Below are 14,440 nucleotides of genomic sequence, written 5' to 3'. Positions count from 1 at the left end.
ACAACGTTAACTCTATGTCATAATGCCAATATAAATTTTTAACAAATCTAGATGAGGTCATTTATGCCACCAAAATACTATGGTGCCAATGCAACACTTTCAACAATAAACACAACTTCATTTAGTCAACCAGCGATAACAACGGCTCAAAATGAAGTGAATAACACTATGAAAGAAGATAAAAAAATTCAAGCAAACACGCAACCATCTCCAGCAGTAAAATCTAATGCACAGCCACAAAACAGTAATATCAGTAATAGCAATAACGCCAATAACATAAGCAAAGCGCCTATTTCTAATTTATCGATTATTGCTATAGCATTAACCGCTTGTTTAGGTGGGTTTGGTTTTTATTATGGTCACAAGCAAATTGAAAAGCAAAAAAAGACTATCTCAACTTTGCAAACTGAATTGGCCAATTTAAAACAGACAACTAAGCAGAGTATAACAACCGATTTGCAAAATAGCATTAACGATGCTGTCAATAAACAAAATCAACAATTAAACTCGTTAATGCAGCGTGTTGATCGTGAGCTTGGTGATCAGCAAAAAGTGCAACAACAATTAAGCAATCAAGTTAATGATGCTTCAAAACTTACTGAACAAAGCCTACAAAATATTAACGAACGCTTAGCGGCAATGTCGAGTACTGATCACAATATCTGGTTAATTTCACAAGCAAATTATTTAGTACATTTAGCAGGTCGAAAAATTTGGAATGATCAAGATTACACATCAGCTCGTTTACTATTAAAAAGTGCCGATGAAAGCCTAGCTCAGGCAGATGACCCTAGCCTCTTACCTGCACGACAAGCAATTAGTAAAGATATTAGCTCGCTTGCGCAAGTGAGCTTTATTGATACTGATGGAATCATTATTAACTTAATTAGTCTGTCTGAATCACTTACCCAATTACCTTTAGTGGGTAATTATAAAGATATAGACCTTAGCATGCCCTTATACAGTAAAGATGCTGTCAATTCGACTAACAATGATTTCCATGCACAAAATGCTGACACAGCAAACGATAATCATGTGAAAGATAACATTAATAATAAAGTATCATCATCAGTCAATGATTGGTCAAGCAATTTGTTAAGCAGCACTAAGTCTTTTATGGATAAATTTATTACCATTGAAAAACTCGATGATAAAGATCACAGCTTTAAAGCGTGCTTAGAACAAGCGGGTAAAGATGAAAAACAGATCGTCAAGTGCCAAATATTAAAAGCGCCACTGAGTTTAGAGCAATCACTTTATCTGCGCGAAAATATCCGCTTCCGCTTATTGATTGCAGCACAAGCAGTGCCAAGACATCAAAATCTTATTTATCAACGTGCGCTTAGCGATACCGTAACTTGGGTTAATGCTTATTTTGATGATAATTCACCAAGTGTTAAAGAGTTCATTAATGAAGTTAAGAATTTACAAAATAAATCCATCAGCAATCAAAATGTGCCAGACAACCTAACTAGCATTGGCGAACTTGAAAAACTAATGCAAACCCGCGTTCGCTCAATGTTGACAAAATAGGAGAATAATAATGATAAAAATACTAATTATTTTCTTAGTGCTTGTGGGTGGATTCTTTTTTGGACCATTATTACAAGGACACCAAGGTTCAGCGGTATTTGAATTTGCTAAGTATCGTGTCAGTATGTCGTTTAATTCATTTATGATACTTGAACTAATTGGTCTACTTTGTCTTTATCTAATTTATTGTTTTTTTAATAAAATATTCAACTCTAAAACGGTATTAGGTAATTGGTTACGCTTAAAATCACCCAAAAAATCAATAAAACGTGTCGAACAAGCACAAATATTATTGCTAGAAGGTGATTATCAACAAGCCGCTAAACTATTTATAAAAAGTGCCAAAGGAGCAAAAAATACTACCTTATCGTATTTACTTGCGGCACAAGCCCAAATTGCTAATAATGAATTAATTCCTGCCAATCAGTCGTTAGAACAAGCTGCTAGAAGCTGTCAACCTAACGAATTATTTGCTTTCCAATTAGTGCAAATTCGGTTGCAATTAAAGAACCGCGAATACACCGCCGCACGCATGACATTAGATCAGCTACTAAAAGAAAAACCTCGTAATGCCGAAGTACTTAAATTAGCGGATCAACTTTATTACGAAATGGATGATTACCAAGCTATTATTGACCTATTGCCAGCGATGTACAAAGTGAAAGTATATAGCGAATCGCAATTAGATCAGTTTAAACAAGTTGCCTATATTGGTCGAATGAAGCAGTTATCAACTAATAGTAATGTGCAAAATCTCGTGAAATGGTGGCACTCACAACCAAAAGCTATTTTAAATAATATTATCTATCAAAAAACGATGGCCAACTATTTTAGCCAGCTAGGTCAAAATAGCGAAGCTGAAAAGCTATTAAAATCGATTAACAAACTTGAACAAAAGGAAAAAAAATAAAAAACAAAAAAACAGGGTAATTGCCCTGTTTTTGTGTTAACTTACAATATTAATTTGACAAAGATAATTTTTAAAAAAGAATTAAAATTAATTATCTATTACTACAAATCAAATCATAAAATAGCGAATTAACGCCATAAAACACATACCTGCAACCACAATACACATGAGATTTTTAGTCATAAAGGCAACGATTGCTGTGGGAATTGTTGCTAAGCAATATTCCACATTAAAATCCGGAAACTCACCTTCTTTTACCACAAATAAATTTTGCACAAATAGCGCAGTTAAAATACATAAAGGTACATAAGACAAGAATCGAATAACATTATTAGGTAATTGCAACTTCCGAACTAGCATAAATGGAATAACTCTCGGCAACCACGTTACTAATCCACACCCTAAAATGATTAATAAACTATAAATTGTCATCCATCATGCTCCATTGTCATACCTATAAAACAACCGCCGAATGTACTGATTAAAATAGCCATTTCGGGCGACACAAAACGCATCAATAAAATCAGCATCACAACAACAGTTAACATGGCTACAAGCCGATTTTTAAGACGTTTACTTTTATCGCCAATCAATTGCAAATAGAGCAAACCAATAAACATAGCCACTAAAGCATAATCTAGGCCAAATCGTGTAGGATCCGGCAACCACTCACCAATTAAAGCACCCAGCAAACAAGATAATATCCAAGTAATATAGGCAGTTAAATTAAGCCCATGCATCCAAGCAGCATTAACAGGCACTTTATTGGTAATTGCATTCATTGCCACGGCAAAACTTTCGTCAGTCAATAAGCTACCAATACCAATATTATTGAATAAAGAGAATTTTCGAAAAGCCGGTGCAGTTGCCATACTCATTAAAAAATGACGTGAATTAACTAAAAAAACTGTAAAAATAATAGCTGAAATGGGTGTCGCCACCATCATTAATCCGGCAATAATAAATTGCGCTGCTCCAGCATAAACAATGATAGCTAATAATGTCACTTCGAATACTGATAGATTAGCCGATTTACCCACCACACCGGCAGCAATACCAATACCAATATAGCCAAGTAAAGTTGGAATACAGGCATAAATACCGTCTTTAAATGTCAAAGGCATCATAATTCCTTGATGATAATGTTCTATAGATTAATATTGTTTGTCTTGCAAAGACGCAATAAAGCGCACTGTTTGAGTCTATTATTTACAAAAACCTAAGCACTAAATTAAAACAGCTTAACTGACAATAAACAACAATATATTGCTAAATTTTGCTATAATATCGCTTAGCTAATATTAATGACAATCAAAATAACTTAATAGCAATTAACGTGGCAAACCAATCTATGTATACAGGAACTCTATTTATTATCTCTGCACCAAGTGGTGCTGGTAAATCAAGTCTTATTCAAGCTTATTTAGCCCAACAAAATCTACATCAAGCTAAAGTGTCAATTTCGCATACTACGCGCAATCCTCGCCCTGGCGAAACGCATAGAGAACATTATTATTTTGTAGATCACAAAGACTTTGAATCCTTAATTGAACAGCAGGCATTTGTCGAGTATGCCAATGTATTTGACCACTATTACGGTACATCTAAAGCCGAAATCGAACAAAGCCTATCGCAAGGGATTAATGTCTTTTTAGATATTGATTGGCAAGGTGCTAGGCAAGTTCGGCAAAAAATGCCACAAGCAAAAAGCATATTTATATTACCGCCTTCACTAAAAGAACTTGAAAACCGTCTAGTTAAACGCGGACAAGATGACAGCAGTGTGATTGCCAAAAGAATGCAAAAAGCGCAAGCCGAGATTTCGCATTATAACGAATATGACTATGTCATTATTAATGACGATTTTGATACCTCATTAAATGCCTTGAGCGCTATTATTACTGCTGCTAGCTTAGAGCAACCAAAACAGACCATCACCTATAAGCAATTATTAGCAGATTTGTTGGCAGTTAATTAAAATTAAGATATAAAAAATATCGCCAGAGATCGGCGATATTTTTTATCGAATAACTTAATGACCTAATGCCTTATCGGCCTGATCATTTTGAATCAACTCTAGCTTATAACCATCCGGATCTTCAACAAAAGCAATAATGGTTGTTCCCCCTTTTACTGGTCCAGCTTCACGCGTTACTTTGCCTCCAGCCTGTTTTACGTCATTGCACATTTTAGCGACATCATCAACGCCAATAGCGATATGCCCAAATGCAGAACCATGATCATATTTATCGGTGCCCCAATTATAAGTTAACTCAATAACCGAACTGGTTGTTTCATCACCATACCCTAGAAAGGCTAATGAGTATTTATATTGCGTGTTTTCACTAGTTCTCAACACGTGCATTCCCATTACACGAGTATAAAAATCGATTGAGCGCTGTAGATCACCAACTCGGATCATAGTATGTAATATACGCATTGCTTTATTGTTCCTTATAACGATTAAGAATTGGGTTGAGTTTATACGTTAGTGTTCAGACAGGCAAATTTTTGTTAAAGATTAGGTGATTAAGGAGAAAGTACAAACAACTTGGTCAAACTTTTTGATAAAGCACTTCGCTCACCATCAAGATGAGCGAAAATTATAGGTAAAATTAACAATTATTTTCTTGAACCACTAGCATAACGTGGTGATGCGCTAATTTGTTTACCGTTAGTGACTAAACGAACATGTTGACCAATATAAAATTCATTAGGCGAACCTTTTTGTACAATAACAATATTCGATCCATTTTCTTGTTTGATTTCTAACTCAACTGCATTGGCTTGACTTGTTTTATCTTGAATAGCATCACCTAAAATAGCACCACCAATAGCACCGGTAGCAGCAGCCAATACCCGACCGGTACCATCACCAATGGTATTGCCTAAAACGCCGCCTAGCACCGCACCACCTAAGCTACCTGCTATATTTTCACTCTTGCCATTTGACGCATTAGCTTGAATTTTAACTGGTCGTACTGAAACAACTGTACCATAATTCACCTGTTGAACTTGTTTTGCTTGATCCGCTGTATAGACATCACCTGAATAAAGATCACTATTGCTACACCCAGATAAAATTGCAGCCAATATAGTTAAGCTAAAGATTTTTTTCATAATTTATTCCTCATATAATATTTGCATAAACCTGTTATTCTTAGCTCAGAATAATATTGTTTCAAAAAAACGACAATACCATTTTCATTATTTTATCAATAGCCAATACAATTTATGCTTAAGTTGGGTTATACTCAGCTCAATAGTTTATCAAGCATATAATGAGTATATGAAACGGTTATTTTTTCAATTAATATTATCAGTTATGATAACTGCTTGTCATGATACAAATCAAACACGCCAAAAAACCGATAGCGTTGTCTTTAAGCAGTCATCAAATGATTGTTCAGATAACAAATCAGCTCATGATTCGCTTTTTGACAAAATTCCTGCTTTAGGATGTTCAATAAAATAATTTAATAGGCATATGTAACATAATGAAAACTATCGAAATCGACGAAGAATTATACCAATTTATTGCAGGCCAAACTAAACACATTGGCGAAGACGCATCAAGTATATTACGACGTTTATTGAATATAAACCAACCTACATTGGCAAAACAACAAACAGCCACACGAAAAGAAAATCATTATCCCCTTTTTAATGACTTATTAACTAGCGACACTTTCACACACGAAAAATCCATTATTAGTCGCTTCATACTATTGCTTAGTGCGCTGTATAACTATAACCCAGCACTTTTTGCTATTGCCGCTACATCATTACATGGCAGCAAACGACAATATTTAGCCAAAGATAAACAATTACTTGAAACATCGGGAAAAAATACCAAACCCCGCGAAATAATTGGTACACCTTATTGGGTGATTAGTAACACCAATACTGCCAGAAAGATGTATATTATTGAATCGATAATGAGTGATATGGGCATATCTGAAGCCATGATAAACCAAGTCACCAATGCTTTTTTACCGTAATGGTTAAATAAAAATAAATATAAAGGTAAAAATTTGATATTAACTCAGTCAATTCACGTTTTTAGCATATAAACAATATTATTTTATGAAAGAGGAGTAAAAATGGCCAAGCAAAACCGCTCAGGAATGTTAGCTCAACCATCGGATCTTATTAACGTTGAAACATTACGAAATAACTATTACCAAATCCAACCTGATACGGACAATGCTAGCCAATTAGTCATTTTTGGTACATCAGGTCATCGCGGAAGCTCTAATAAAGGTACATTTAATGAAGCACATATATTAGCCGTTGCCCAAGCGATTGCCGAATACCGCAAAACAAATAACATTACAGGCCCTTGCTTTATTGGTCAAGACACCCATGCCTTGTCAGAACTTGCACTAAAATCCGTACTTGAAGTGTTTGCTGCTAACGAACAAACAGTAGTGATGGCGCGTAATTGGGGCTATACACCAACGCCTGTCATTTCGCATGCTATTTTAACCTATAATCAAGGCAAACAATCACAACTTGCAGACGGCATTGTTATTACCCCATCGCACAATCCACCTGAAGATGGTGGCATAAAATATAATCCAATCAACGGCGGGCCTGCGGATACCGACATCACCAAACAAATTGAAAACCGTGCTAACGAACTACTAAAAAACAAACTCAATGGCGTAAAACGTATTACCTTAGATAAGGCTATAAATTCAAATTATATCCATACCAAAGAATACGAAACCGACTATATTAACGATCTTGAAAATATTTTAGATCTGTCACTAATCAAATCATCATCGCTTAAAATTGGTGTTGATCCTCTCGGAGGTGCAGGCATTACTTATTGGCCTCGGATTGCCGAAAAATATGGTATTAATCTTAATATTGTGAATAACAACGTCGATCCAACTTTCAGCTTTATGCATCTAGATCATGATGAGGTCATTCGCATGGACTGCTCAAGCCGTTGGGCTATGGCTGGGTTATTAACATTAAAAGACCAATTTGACTTAGCCTTTGGCAATGACACCGACTTTGACCGTCATGGCATTGTGACGCCAAAAGGACTAATGAACCCAAATGCCTACCTTTCCACCTGTGTTAATTACTTGTTCCAAAACCGCCCACAATGGCACAAAGATATCGCAATTGGTAAAACGCTAGTCACAAGCTCAATGATTGACCGAGTGGCAAATAGCTTAAACAAACAGTACTTAGAATATCCAGTTGGCTTTAAATGGTATGCCGATGGGCTTTACCACGGCAAACTAGGCTTTGCTGGAGAAGAAAGTGCTGGCGCATCGTTTTTAAGAACCAACGGCAAAGTGTGGACAACAGATAAAGACGGCATTATTTTATGCCTACTTGCTGCTGAAATGACGGCGAAACTAGACAAAAATCCGCAAGAGCAGTATCAACAACTCGAGGCTAAATTTGGTGGTTCTTATTACGGACGAATCCAAGCCCCCGCATCGTTTAGTGACAAACAAAAACTAGCTAAACTTGATGCAAGCCAATTGACTACTGACAAGTTAGCAGGCGAAAAGATCACCCAATGTTTAACCACAGCACCAGCTAATAATGCGCCAATTGGTGGACTTAAAGTGATCACTGAAAACGGTTGGTTTGCAGCTCGCCCTTCAGGAACAGAAGATGCCTATAAAATTTATGCTGAGAGCTTTATAAGCAACGAGCATTTAAATATACTTCAACAAGAAGCTCAACAAATTGTAACTAAAGCGATTAACTAGAATATTACTAAAAACAGCAGCTGTATGGCTGCTGTTAAAAGTCAGTGTCTCTTCAATAAAGATTATCGACATATATTATTAATTTTATTTCGCTATTTTCCATAAAATCAGCATGTTATATTATTGATTTGTGTTTATAACGTAGGTAGCTTTTGATTATCTTTAGCTTTGAATAAAAAGCTGAAATTTTGGTCACAAAGTGTGTAGAAATTATGAGCCTGAGTATAAATTGTTGATTGTTTATCTTTAAAAATCCTCTCTTCCCCAACGCCTCCCAATATAGTATTCTAATCGTTATCATATACACTCACAAAAAGCCCAATACACCGTGCACGCATCTATTTTGACTTTACGTAAAGTCTTTTACAGCAGTAATCTTCTTTTCAGTCTTCGAATGTTAATAAGTTTAACCGGTTCGACTTTGGTTCCTTGGTATTTGGGGCAAACATCGCTTGTGATTCCCCTTACACTTGGGGTGGTTGCGGCAGGATTGACCGAGATTGATACGCGTTTATTAAGTCGCTGTATTAATTTAGTCCTGACGTTGATCTGTTTTGCTATTGCGACTTTTTCAGTCGAGTTACTATTTGATTATCCACCTTTGTTTATTATTGGTTTAGTGTCTTCAACGTTTATTTTTATTATGCTTGGCTCGCTTGGGCAACGTTACGGGGTGATTGCTTTTGGGTCGCTTTTGATTGCGGCCTATACTATGCTTGGACACAATTTATATACCGATAATTATACGCTGCCTTGTTTTTTGCTGTTAGGTGCACTTTGGTATAATGTTGTTTCATTTGTTGAATCTATCATCCAGCCCATTCGCACAACCCAACAATCGTTATCAACCTGTTTTATTTATTTAGCACAATATCTTGACGCTAAGGCAGCAATGTTCGACCCAGATGAATCCAATGGTTTTAAAAAGCAAACTTTGCAATTAAACCATAGCAATAATCAACTCATTAGTGCTTTTAATCACACCAAACGTTCGCTATTTAATCGGCTAAAAAGCTATCGTGGACAGGCTTATATTAGGAAGATGCTAAGCGACTATTTTGTGGCACAAGATATCCACGAGCGCGCAAGTTCGGCACATGGGAATTATCAAGCACTGAGTGTGCATTTTAAACATAGTGATATCTTGTTTCGGTTTGCACGTATTTTAAATTTGCAAGCTAAAGCTTGTGCACAACTGGCAATGACAATTAAATTAAATCAGACTTATCATCATGACTCGCTATTTTCACGTTATTTTTCGTATCTTGAAGAGGCAATTAACCAGTATGATACTAGCGGTAAAGCCAATATGTTAATGGTTAAGGCGCTTAAAAGTTTGCATCAAAATTTGTTGTCTATCGATCTATTACTTGCCAATATTGATACTGAGCAGCATCTGTCAAAAGATCAAGAAGATAATCAGTTAATTGACGAGGAGTTAACCCGTTTTCATGATATTTTTATCAAAATCAAAGGAAATTTGACGGCTAAATCGGCTCTGTTTCGCCATGCAATCCGTATGTGTGTGGTATTTTTTGTGGGTTATATGGTTATTTGTTTTTCTGATTTACCACATGGATATTGGATTATTTTAACCAGCTTGTTTGTCTGCCAGCCTAACTACTCCACCACAAAACACCGCCTAAAATTGCGTGTAATGGGGACGATTTTGGGGATCATAGTGGGTATTCCATTAACGTTTTTATTTCCAAGCGTACCTGAACAGTTAGTGTTAATTATTATTACCGGTTGGCTATTTTTTCTATTTAAGAATTCGCAATATGCTTACGCGACAGCATTTATTACATTACTGGTGTTTTTTAGCTTTAGTCTGATTGGCGAAAGTAGCATTGCGGTGGCTGTTTCGCGCATTATTGCAACGTTGATTGGTTGTTTTATTGCTTGGTTTGCCGTTAGCTTTATTTGGCCTGACTGGCAGTTTAGAAATCTGCCTAAACTCGTTGATCGTGTTTGTCATGATGATAGTCACTATTTGGCGTTAATTGGACGCCAGTATTTGTCTGGCAAAACTAATGATCTACAATATCGATTAGCAAGACGAGCTACGCATGATAGTAATGCTGATTTATCGTCGTTAATTAGTTTGATGACCAAAGAGCCACATATGAATCCAGTGGTTATTGATCAGGGATTTCGTCTATTGACGCTTAATCATACGTTAATTAGTTATCTTTCAACTTTAGGCGCACATCGTGATAAATGTATCTCAAAACAGACGCTCGATCTGTTTGACGATTTGTCGGTCTATATTATTAATCTGTTAAGCGATAAAAAGATAGATGGCGAATACCAATCCATTAAGAAGTCTGTTATCGACTATATCGAGAAAATTTCGGTTATTTCAACTGATGATGACAAAGCCAATAATGATCTGCTTGTAATGCAACAATTGGCTTTAATTTTGGATATTTTGCCGGAAATAATTGAACTTGTAGCGCAATTGGAATAATGAAACATGTTTAAACATTTATGCAATGTTTAACCTAGTTTGTGGGTAAGCATTACCCACTTTGTTTATAGTCAAGTAGAAAATATAATAATTTTTATGCAGTTACCTGCTGCTTTAACCAGTTTATTTCTTGCGCCCAGATATCGGGATCAATGGTTTCTAAAATAAGGGGAATTTCATCAATTCTTGGATCTTGCATAATGTATTTAAAAGCTGCTTCGCCAATATTGCCTTTGCCTAGGCTATGATGACGATCGACATGGCTGGCAAATTCGCTTTTGGCATCGTTTAAGTGCATGCCTCGCAAGTATTGAAAACCTACAATTTTTTCAAATTCGGCAAAGGTTTCTTGGCAGGCTTTTTCAGTACGCAAGTCATAGCCAGCAGCAAAGGCGTGGCAAGTGTCAATACAAACGCCAACTCGGCTTTTGTCTTCAACTTGGTCAATGATCTGGGCAAGATGTTCAAATTTATAGCCTAAGTTAGATCCTTGTCCAGCAGTATTTTCAATAACGGCAACCACATTTTGTGTTTTATCAAGTGTGATATTAATCGATTCGGCAATACGTGCTAAACATTCATCAACTGAAATCTGTTTTAAGTCACTACCAGGGTGAAAGTTAAGTAATGTCAGCCCTAGCTGTTCGCACCGTTGCATTTCGTCTAAAAAGGCGGTACGTGATTTGTCGAGCTGTTCTCGATCTGGGTGACCTAAATTAATTAAATAACTATCGTGTGGTAAGATCTGTTTGCTAGTAAAGCCATATCTTTCGCAACGTTTTTTGAAGCTGTCGATAATTGTGGGCTCAAGCGGTTTGGCGTGCCATTGTCGTTGATTTTTGGTAAATAGCGCAAATGCGGTTGCGCCAATTTGATAAGCGTTAATTGGGGCATTGTCTACCCCACCTGCTGCACTTACATGTGCACCAATGTATTTCATGTTGTGTCCTAATAACGTTGTTGGTTGATAATTAGTTGGAACCGCTATTGCGTTGTAGCTGATCACGTAAATTAGGTGGAACCCCTTTAATCACTAGGGAGTCAGTTTGCGGATCCCACTTAATGCGTTCACCTAATAAATTCGAATCAAAGCTTAACGTTAATCCCCCACCACTACCGGAGAATTTTTTAAGCTGACGCAGTGCACTGCGATCAACGGGAAATGTTTCTTCTAAATCATATTCACTGTTTTTAATAAATTCAATAAAGTTATTGTCAACACTGGCAGGTAGTTCGTTGGCTAGATTTTTCAGTTCAATTTCTTCACCTGCTTGTAATTGGGCTTGGCAGTAGTTATAAACGTTTTCGCGTGCGCTGGTTTTATCTTGTTTGTCAAATTGCATTTCTTGGCAGTAATCATCAACCGCTTTAACCAGTGTTTTATTTTGCGCTTTTGCATCTAATCCTTCGCTAGCACCTAAATAGTCCATAAAAAAGTCAGATACTTTGCGCCCTACTCGTCCTTTTAAGAAAGTTAAATAACGTTTTGAGTCCGCTTGGGTTTCCCATTCGGTAATATCGATACGGGCAATAATATCAGCATGAGCAATGTCTAAATATTGTGTTTCACTGATATCTAAATCTTCATTCACTAGCATACTCAAACAACTATTTAATACGGCAATAATCAAGTACTCAACCGCCAAATAACGGTACTGACAAAATACAACCGTTCCCCCTTCAGCAAAAGGGTATTTAGCCAATTCGTTGCGCAGTTGTTTGGTCGATTCTTGGCTAAAATGTAAAAAGTCTTGATTGCCAAGGCGTAGTTCTTTTAGTGATTGTTCGAATAAGCTATCGCTATTAAATAGTCCATAGGCTTTACTTTTGTTGTTGTAGATGCGGTTGATATCTTCGATTAGATTAACAACGGCTTGTTCATTACCTAACATTGATTCGCGAAGTTGTAATTCGATTTCGGTGTCACTTTTTCTAATTAATTTATGCAGTATGATCTTTTCTATTTGTACGCTCATTGGTGAGGTTCCTATTGGATCGCAATAATCATTAAGGACGTTATTCTATCAAAGCACCAAAAAAGTGCTATTAACAATTTAACAGTCTGTTAAACTAGTACTGTTAAATTGCATCAAATTTATACTCAAACGCATGGTTACCTGAAACTTTTTGACAACATTCAACTGCATACAGTTATGGTAGAAAAGTTTAGATAATCACTATAAGTGATAATTATTAAAAATAAGTAAAAATAGTAAATCCAGTATATTATTTTGGTAATATATCCAACACGCAGCCATGAGCATATCATGGATAATTCAAATAATAATGATACTGTCTTATACTCAAACGTATAGCTACCTGAAACTTCTTTACAATATTTAGCAGCGGAAAAATAAAGCAATGGCTCACTCTCTTGATGTTTATAATGATTTTAAAAATAAAAAAATCAGTTCACTATTTTGGCAATATGCACTGCCTGCGGTAATTGGCACAATTGTAAATACGCTGTATAACATTATTGACGGTATTTTTATTGGCCATTGGATTGGTCGTGAAGCATTGAGTGGTGCAGGCATTATTTTGCCAGTTATGAACCTAACTGCAGGCATTGGTATGCTGGTAGGTATCGGCTCGGCGAGCCGGATTTCGATTTTTTTAGGTCGTGGCGAAAACGACAAAGCCGAAAAGGTCGCGGGCACATCGTTTATGTTAACGGCCGTTTTAAGTGGCTTAACTTTGGCGTTATTGCTCTATTTTGTCGATCCCGTTTTACATTTTGTCGGCTCTAGTGCGACTAATCATGTATATGCTCGAGAATTTTTAGAGGTTTATTTACCGGGTAGTATTTTTATTACGTTAACGTTTAATTATAACAATATGATGCGCGCCAGTGGTTATCCATTTAAAGCAATGGTTACCATGTTTATTAGTGTAATTGCCAATATTATTTTGGCACCGATTTTTATTATTGGTTTAGGCTGGGGAATGCGTGGAGCAGCTTTTGCAACCACGTTATCCATGTTTATTAGCTTCTTATTTGTTATGCAACACTTTATCAGCAAGCACAGTAATATTAAGCTATATTGGCGAAATTTCACCCTTAACTTGACTTATGTTAAATCAATTATATCAATCGGTATGTCGCCATTTGCCATGCAGGTTGCAGCCTCTATAGTGGTGGTTTTTATCAACTGGCAATTAGTACATTATGCACCACTGTCTAACGATTTAAGTGATGATGCCATTGCAGGCTATTCCAATGCCAACCGATTGATCACATTAGTGATTATGATTGTTATTGGGATTAATCAAGGTATGCAACCGATTATTGGTTATAATTACGGAGCAAAAAACTATTCGCGTGTCAAAACCACCTTTTTCTATGCCGTTAAAGTAGCGACCGTAATTACCAGTATTGGTTTTATTCTTGGATTTTTTATTCCGGATATTTTAGTTCGTGCATTTAGTGCTGACGAGGATTTAATCTCAATATCAGCCATTGCACTACGCTATACCACTCTTTCTTTTGCTTTTATTGGTTTTCAAATGGTGACCACAAGCTTTTTCCAATGCATTGGTATGGCAAAAGTATCGATTTTACTTAGCCTTTCTAGACAGATCCTCATTTTATTGCCAACACTCTATATTTTGCCATTATTCTTTGGGCTTGATGGCGTTTGGGCATCATCACCCATTGCGGATTTATTATCTGCAGGTATCGCGTTGACTGTACTTATTTGGTATTTTAAATCAATTAAAACTAGAACCCACGATAATTAATTACAATGATGGTTAATATAAGGGTGGCTAATATAAAATTTTAAA

Annotated in this window: 14 protein-coding genes; 8 read left to right on the top strand and 6 right to left on the bottom strand. The window is 36.3% G+C overall.

What is annotated here, in order from left to right:
* Nucleotides 1–63 precede the first annotated feature (63 nt).
* Nucleotides 64–1,533, top strand: coding sequence for a uroporphyrinogen-III C-methyltransferase (locus BQ5209_RS06960; RefSeq protein WP_167370325.1), 1,470 nt, complete (start codon nucleotides 64–66; stop codon nucleotides 1,531–1,533).
* Between the two features lie 10 nt (nucleotides 1,534–1,543).
* The gene (locus BQ5209_RS06955; protein WP_085247817.1) at nucleotides 1,544–2,443 is read left to right on the top strand and encodes a heme biosynthesis HemY N-terminal domain-containing protein; all 900 of its coding nucleotides are present in this window, start codon (nucleotides 1,544–1,546) and stop codon (nucleotides 2,441–2,443) included.
* 108 nt (nucleotides 2,444–2,551) lie between these two features.
* Here the strand turns inward: BQ5209_RS06955 and BQ5209_RS06950 are convergent, their stop codons facing one another.
* Entirely contained in the window at nucleotides 2,552–2,875 is a 324-nt protein-coding gene (locus BQ5209_RS06950; protein ID WP_085247816.1) for an AzlD domain-containing protein, read from the bottom strand.
* Entirely contained in the window at nucleotides 2,872–3,567 is a 696-nt protein-coding gene (locus BQ5209_RS06945) for an AzlC family ABC transporter permease (RefSeq protein ID WP_244168454.1), read from the bottom strand. Before BQ5209_RS06945 ends, BQ5209_RS06950 begins: the two co-directional genes overlap by 4 nt.
* Before the next feature lie 227 nt (nucleotides 3,568–3,794).
* On the opposite strand from BQ5209_RS06945, the gene gmk reads away from it, so the two are divergent.
* The gene (gene gmk, locus BQ5209_RS06940; protein WP_085247814.1) at nucleotides 3,795–4,421 is read left to right on the top strand and encodes a guanylate kinase; all 627 of its coding nucleotides are present in this window, start codon (nucleotides 3,795–3,797) and stop codon (nucleotides 4,419–4,421) included.
* Nucleotides 4,422–4,475: 54 nt separating this feature from the next.
* Here the strand turns inward: gmk and gloA are convergent, their stop codons facing one another.
* Nucleotides 4,476–4,883 carry a lactoylglutathione lyase gene (gene gloA, locus BQ5209_RS06935; RefSeq protein WP_085247813.1) on the bottom strand — a complete coding sequence of 136 codons (408 nt, stop codon included), beginning with the start codon at nucleotides 4,881–4,883 and terminating at the stop codon, nucleotides 4,476–4,478.
* 182 nt (nucleotides 4,884–5,065) lie between these two features.
* A complete protein-coding gene (locus BQ5209_RS06930) occupies nucleotides 5,066–5,566 on the bottom strand; it encodes an outer membrane lipoprotein (protein ID WP_085247812.1) in 501 nt (166 codons plus the stop codon).
* Nucleotides 5,567–5,732: 166 nt separating this feature from the next.
* Here BQ5209_RS06930 and BQ5209_RS06925 point away from each other — a divergent pair, with 166 nt between their 5' ends.
* The 4 genes from BQ5209_RS06925 to yccS all read left to right on the top strand — a co-directional run bounded on the left by BQ5209_RS06925 (nucleotide 5,733) and on the right by yccS (nucleotide 10,654).
* Nucleotides 5,733–5,918, top strand: a complete 186-nt coding sequence (locus BQ5209_RS06925) for a hypothetical protein (RefSeq protein WP_085247811.1) — start codon at nucleotides 5,733–5,735, stop codon at nucleotides 5,916–5,918.
* A gap of 22 nt (nucleotides 5,919–5,940) precedes the next feature.
* Nucleotides 5,941–6,444, top strand: a complete 504-nt coding sequence (locus BQ5209_RS06920) for a hypothetical protein (protein ID WP_085247810.1) — start codon at nucleotides 5,941–5,943, stop codon at nucleotides 6,442–6,444.
* Between the two features lie 102 nt (nucleotides 6,445–6,546).
* Nucleotides 6,547–8,184, top strand: a complete 1,638-nt coding sequence (gene pgm, locus BQ5209_RS06915) for a phosphoglucomutase (alpha-D-glucose-1,6-bisphosphate-dependent) (RefSeq protein ID WP_085247809.1) — start codon at nucleotides 6,547–6,549, stop codon at nucleotides 8,182–8,184.
* A 328-nt stretch (nucleotides 8,185–8,512) separates the two neighbouring features.
* A complete protein-coding gene (gene yccS / locus BQ5209_RS06910) occupies nucleotides 8,513–10,654 on the top strand; it encodes a YccS family putative transporter (protein ID WP_208609977.1) in 2,142 nt (713 codons plus the stop codon).
* 94 nt (nucleotides 10,655–10,748) lie between these two features.
* On the opposite strand, the gene nfo is transcribed toward yccS, so the two are convergent.
* Both nfo and yejK read right to left on the bottom strand, forming a co-directional pair.
* Nucleotides 10,749–11,594: a deoxyribonuclease IV gene (gene nfo / locus BQ5209_RS06905; RefSeq protein ID WP_085247807.1), complete on the bottom strand. Its 846-nt coding sequence runs from the start codon at nucleotides 11,592–11,594 to the stop codon at nucleotides 10,749–10,751.
* Between the two features lie 31 nt (nucleotides 11,595–11,625).
* Nucleotides 11,626–12,630, bottom strand: a complete 1,005-nt coding sequence (gene yejK / locus BQ5209_RS06900) for a nucleoid-associated protein YejK (protein ID WP_085247806.1) — start codon at nucleotides 12,628–12,630, stop codon at nucleotides 11,626–11,628.
* A gap of 385 nt (nucleotides 12,631–13,015) precedes the next feature.
* Between yejK and BQ5209_RS06895 the strand changes: the two genes are divergently transcribed.
* Nucleotides 13,016–14,395 (top strand): MATE family efflux transporter, encoded by a 1,380-nt coding sequence (locus BQ5209_RS06895; RefSeq protein WP_085247805.1) that lies wholly within the window; start codon nucleotides 13,016–13,018, stop codon nucleotides 14,393–14,395.
* Nucleotides 14,396–14,440: the final 45 nt, after the last annotated feature.

Source organism: Gilliamella mensalis (assembly GCF_900103085.1).
GTDB classification, from domain to species: domain Bacteria; phylum Pseudomonadota; class Gammaproteobacteria; order Enterobacterales; family Orbaceae; genus Gilliamella; species Gilliamella mensalis.
This window is presented reverse-complemented; position numbering and strand designations above follow the sequence as displayed.

What these genes read in the sequence shown, in the direction of transcription:
- BQ5209_RS06955 (WP_085247817.1), top strand. Translation starts at nt 1,544, where the DNA reads ATGATAAAAATACTAATTATTTTCTTAGTGCTTGTGGGTGGATTCTTT.
- BQ5209_RS06895 (WP_085247805.1), top strand. Translation starts at nt 13,016, where the DNA reads ATGGCTCACTCTCTTGATGTTTATAATGATTTTAAAAATAAAAAAATC.
- pgm (WP_085247809.1), top strand. Translation starts at nt 6,547, where the DNA reads ATGGCCAAGCAAAACCGCTCAGGAATGTTAGCTCAACCATCGGATCTT.
- yejK (WP_085247806.1), bottom strand. Translation starts at nt 12,630, where the DNA reads ATGAGCGTACAAATAGAAAAGATCATACTGCATAAATTAATTAGAAAA.
- BQ5209_RS06960 (WP_167370325.1), top strand. Translation starts at nt 64, where the DNA reads ATGCCACCAAAATACTATGGTGCCAATGCAACACTTTCAACAATAAAC.
- gloA (WP_085247813.1), bottom strand. Translation starts at nt 4,883, where the DNA reads ATGCGTATATTACATACTATGATCCGAGTTGGTGATCTACAGCGCTCA.
- BQ5209_RS06925 (WP_085247811.1), top strand. Translation starts at nt 5,733, where the DNA reads ATGAAACGGTTATTTTTTCAATTAATATTATCAGTTATGATAACTGCT.
- BQ5209_RS06945 (WP_244168454.1), bottom strand. Translation starts at nt 3,567, where the DNA reads ATGCCTTTGACATTTAAAGACGGTATTTATGCCTGTATTCCAACTTTA.
- nfo (WP_085247807.1), bottom strand. Translation starts at nt 11,594, where the DNA reads ATGAAATACATTGGTGCACATGTAAGTGCAGCAGGTGGGGTAGACAAT.
- BQ5209_RS06950 (WP_085247816.1), bottom strand. Translation starts at nt 2,875, where the DNA reads ATGACAATTTATAGTTTATTAATCATTTTAGGGTGTGGATTAGTAACG.
- BQ5209_RS06920 (WP_085247810.1), top strand. Translation starts at nt 5,941, where the DNA reads ATGAAAACTATCGAAATCGACGAAGAATTATACCAATTTATTGCAGGC.
- gmk (WP_085247814.1), top strand. Translation starts at nt 3,795, where the DNA reads ATGTATACAGGAACTCTATTTATTATCTCTGCACCAAGTGGTGCTGGT.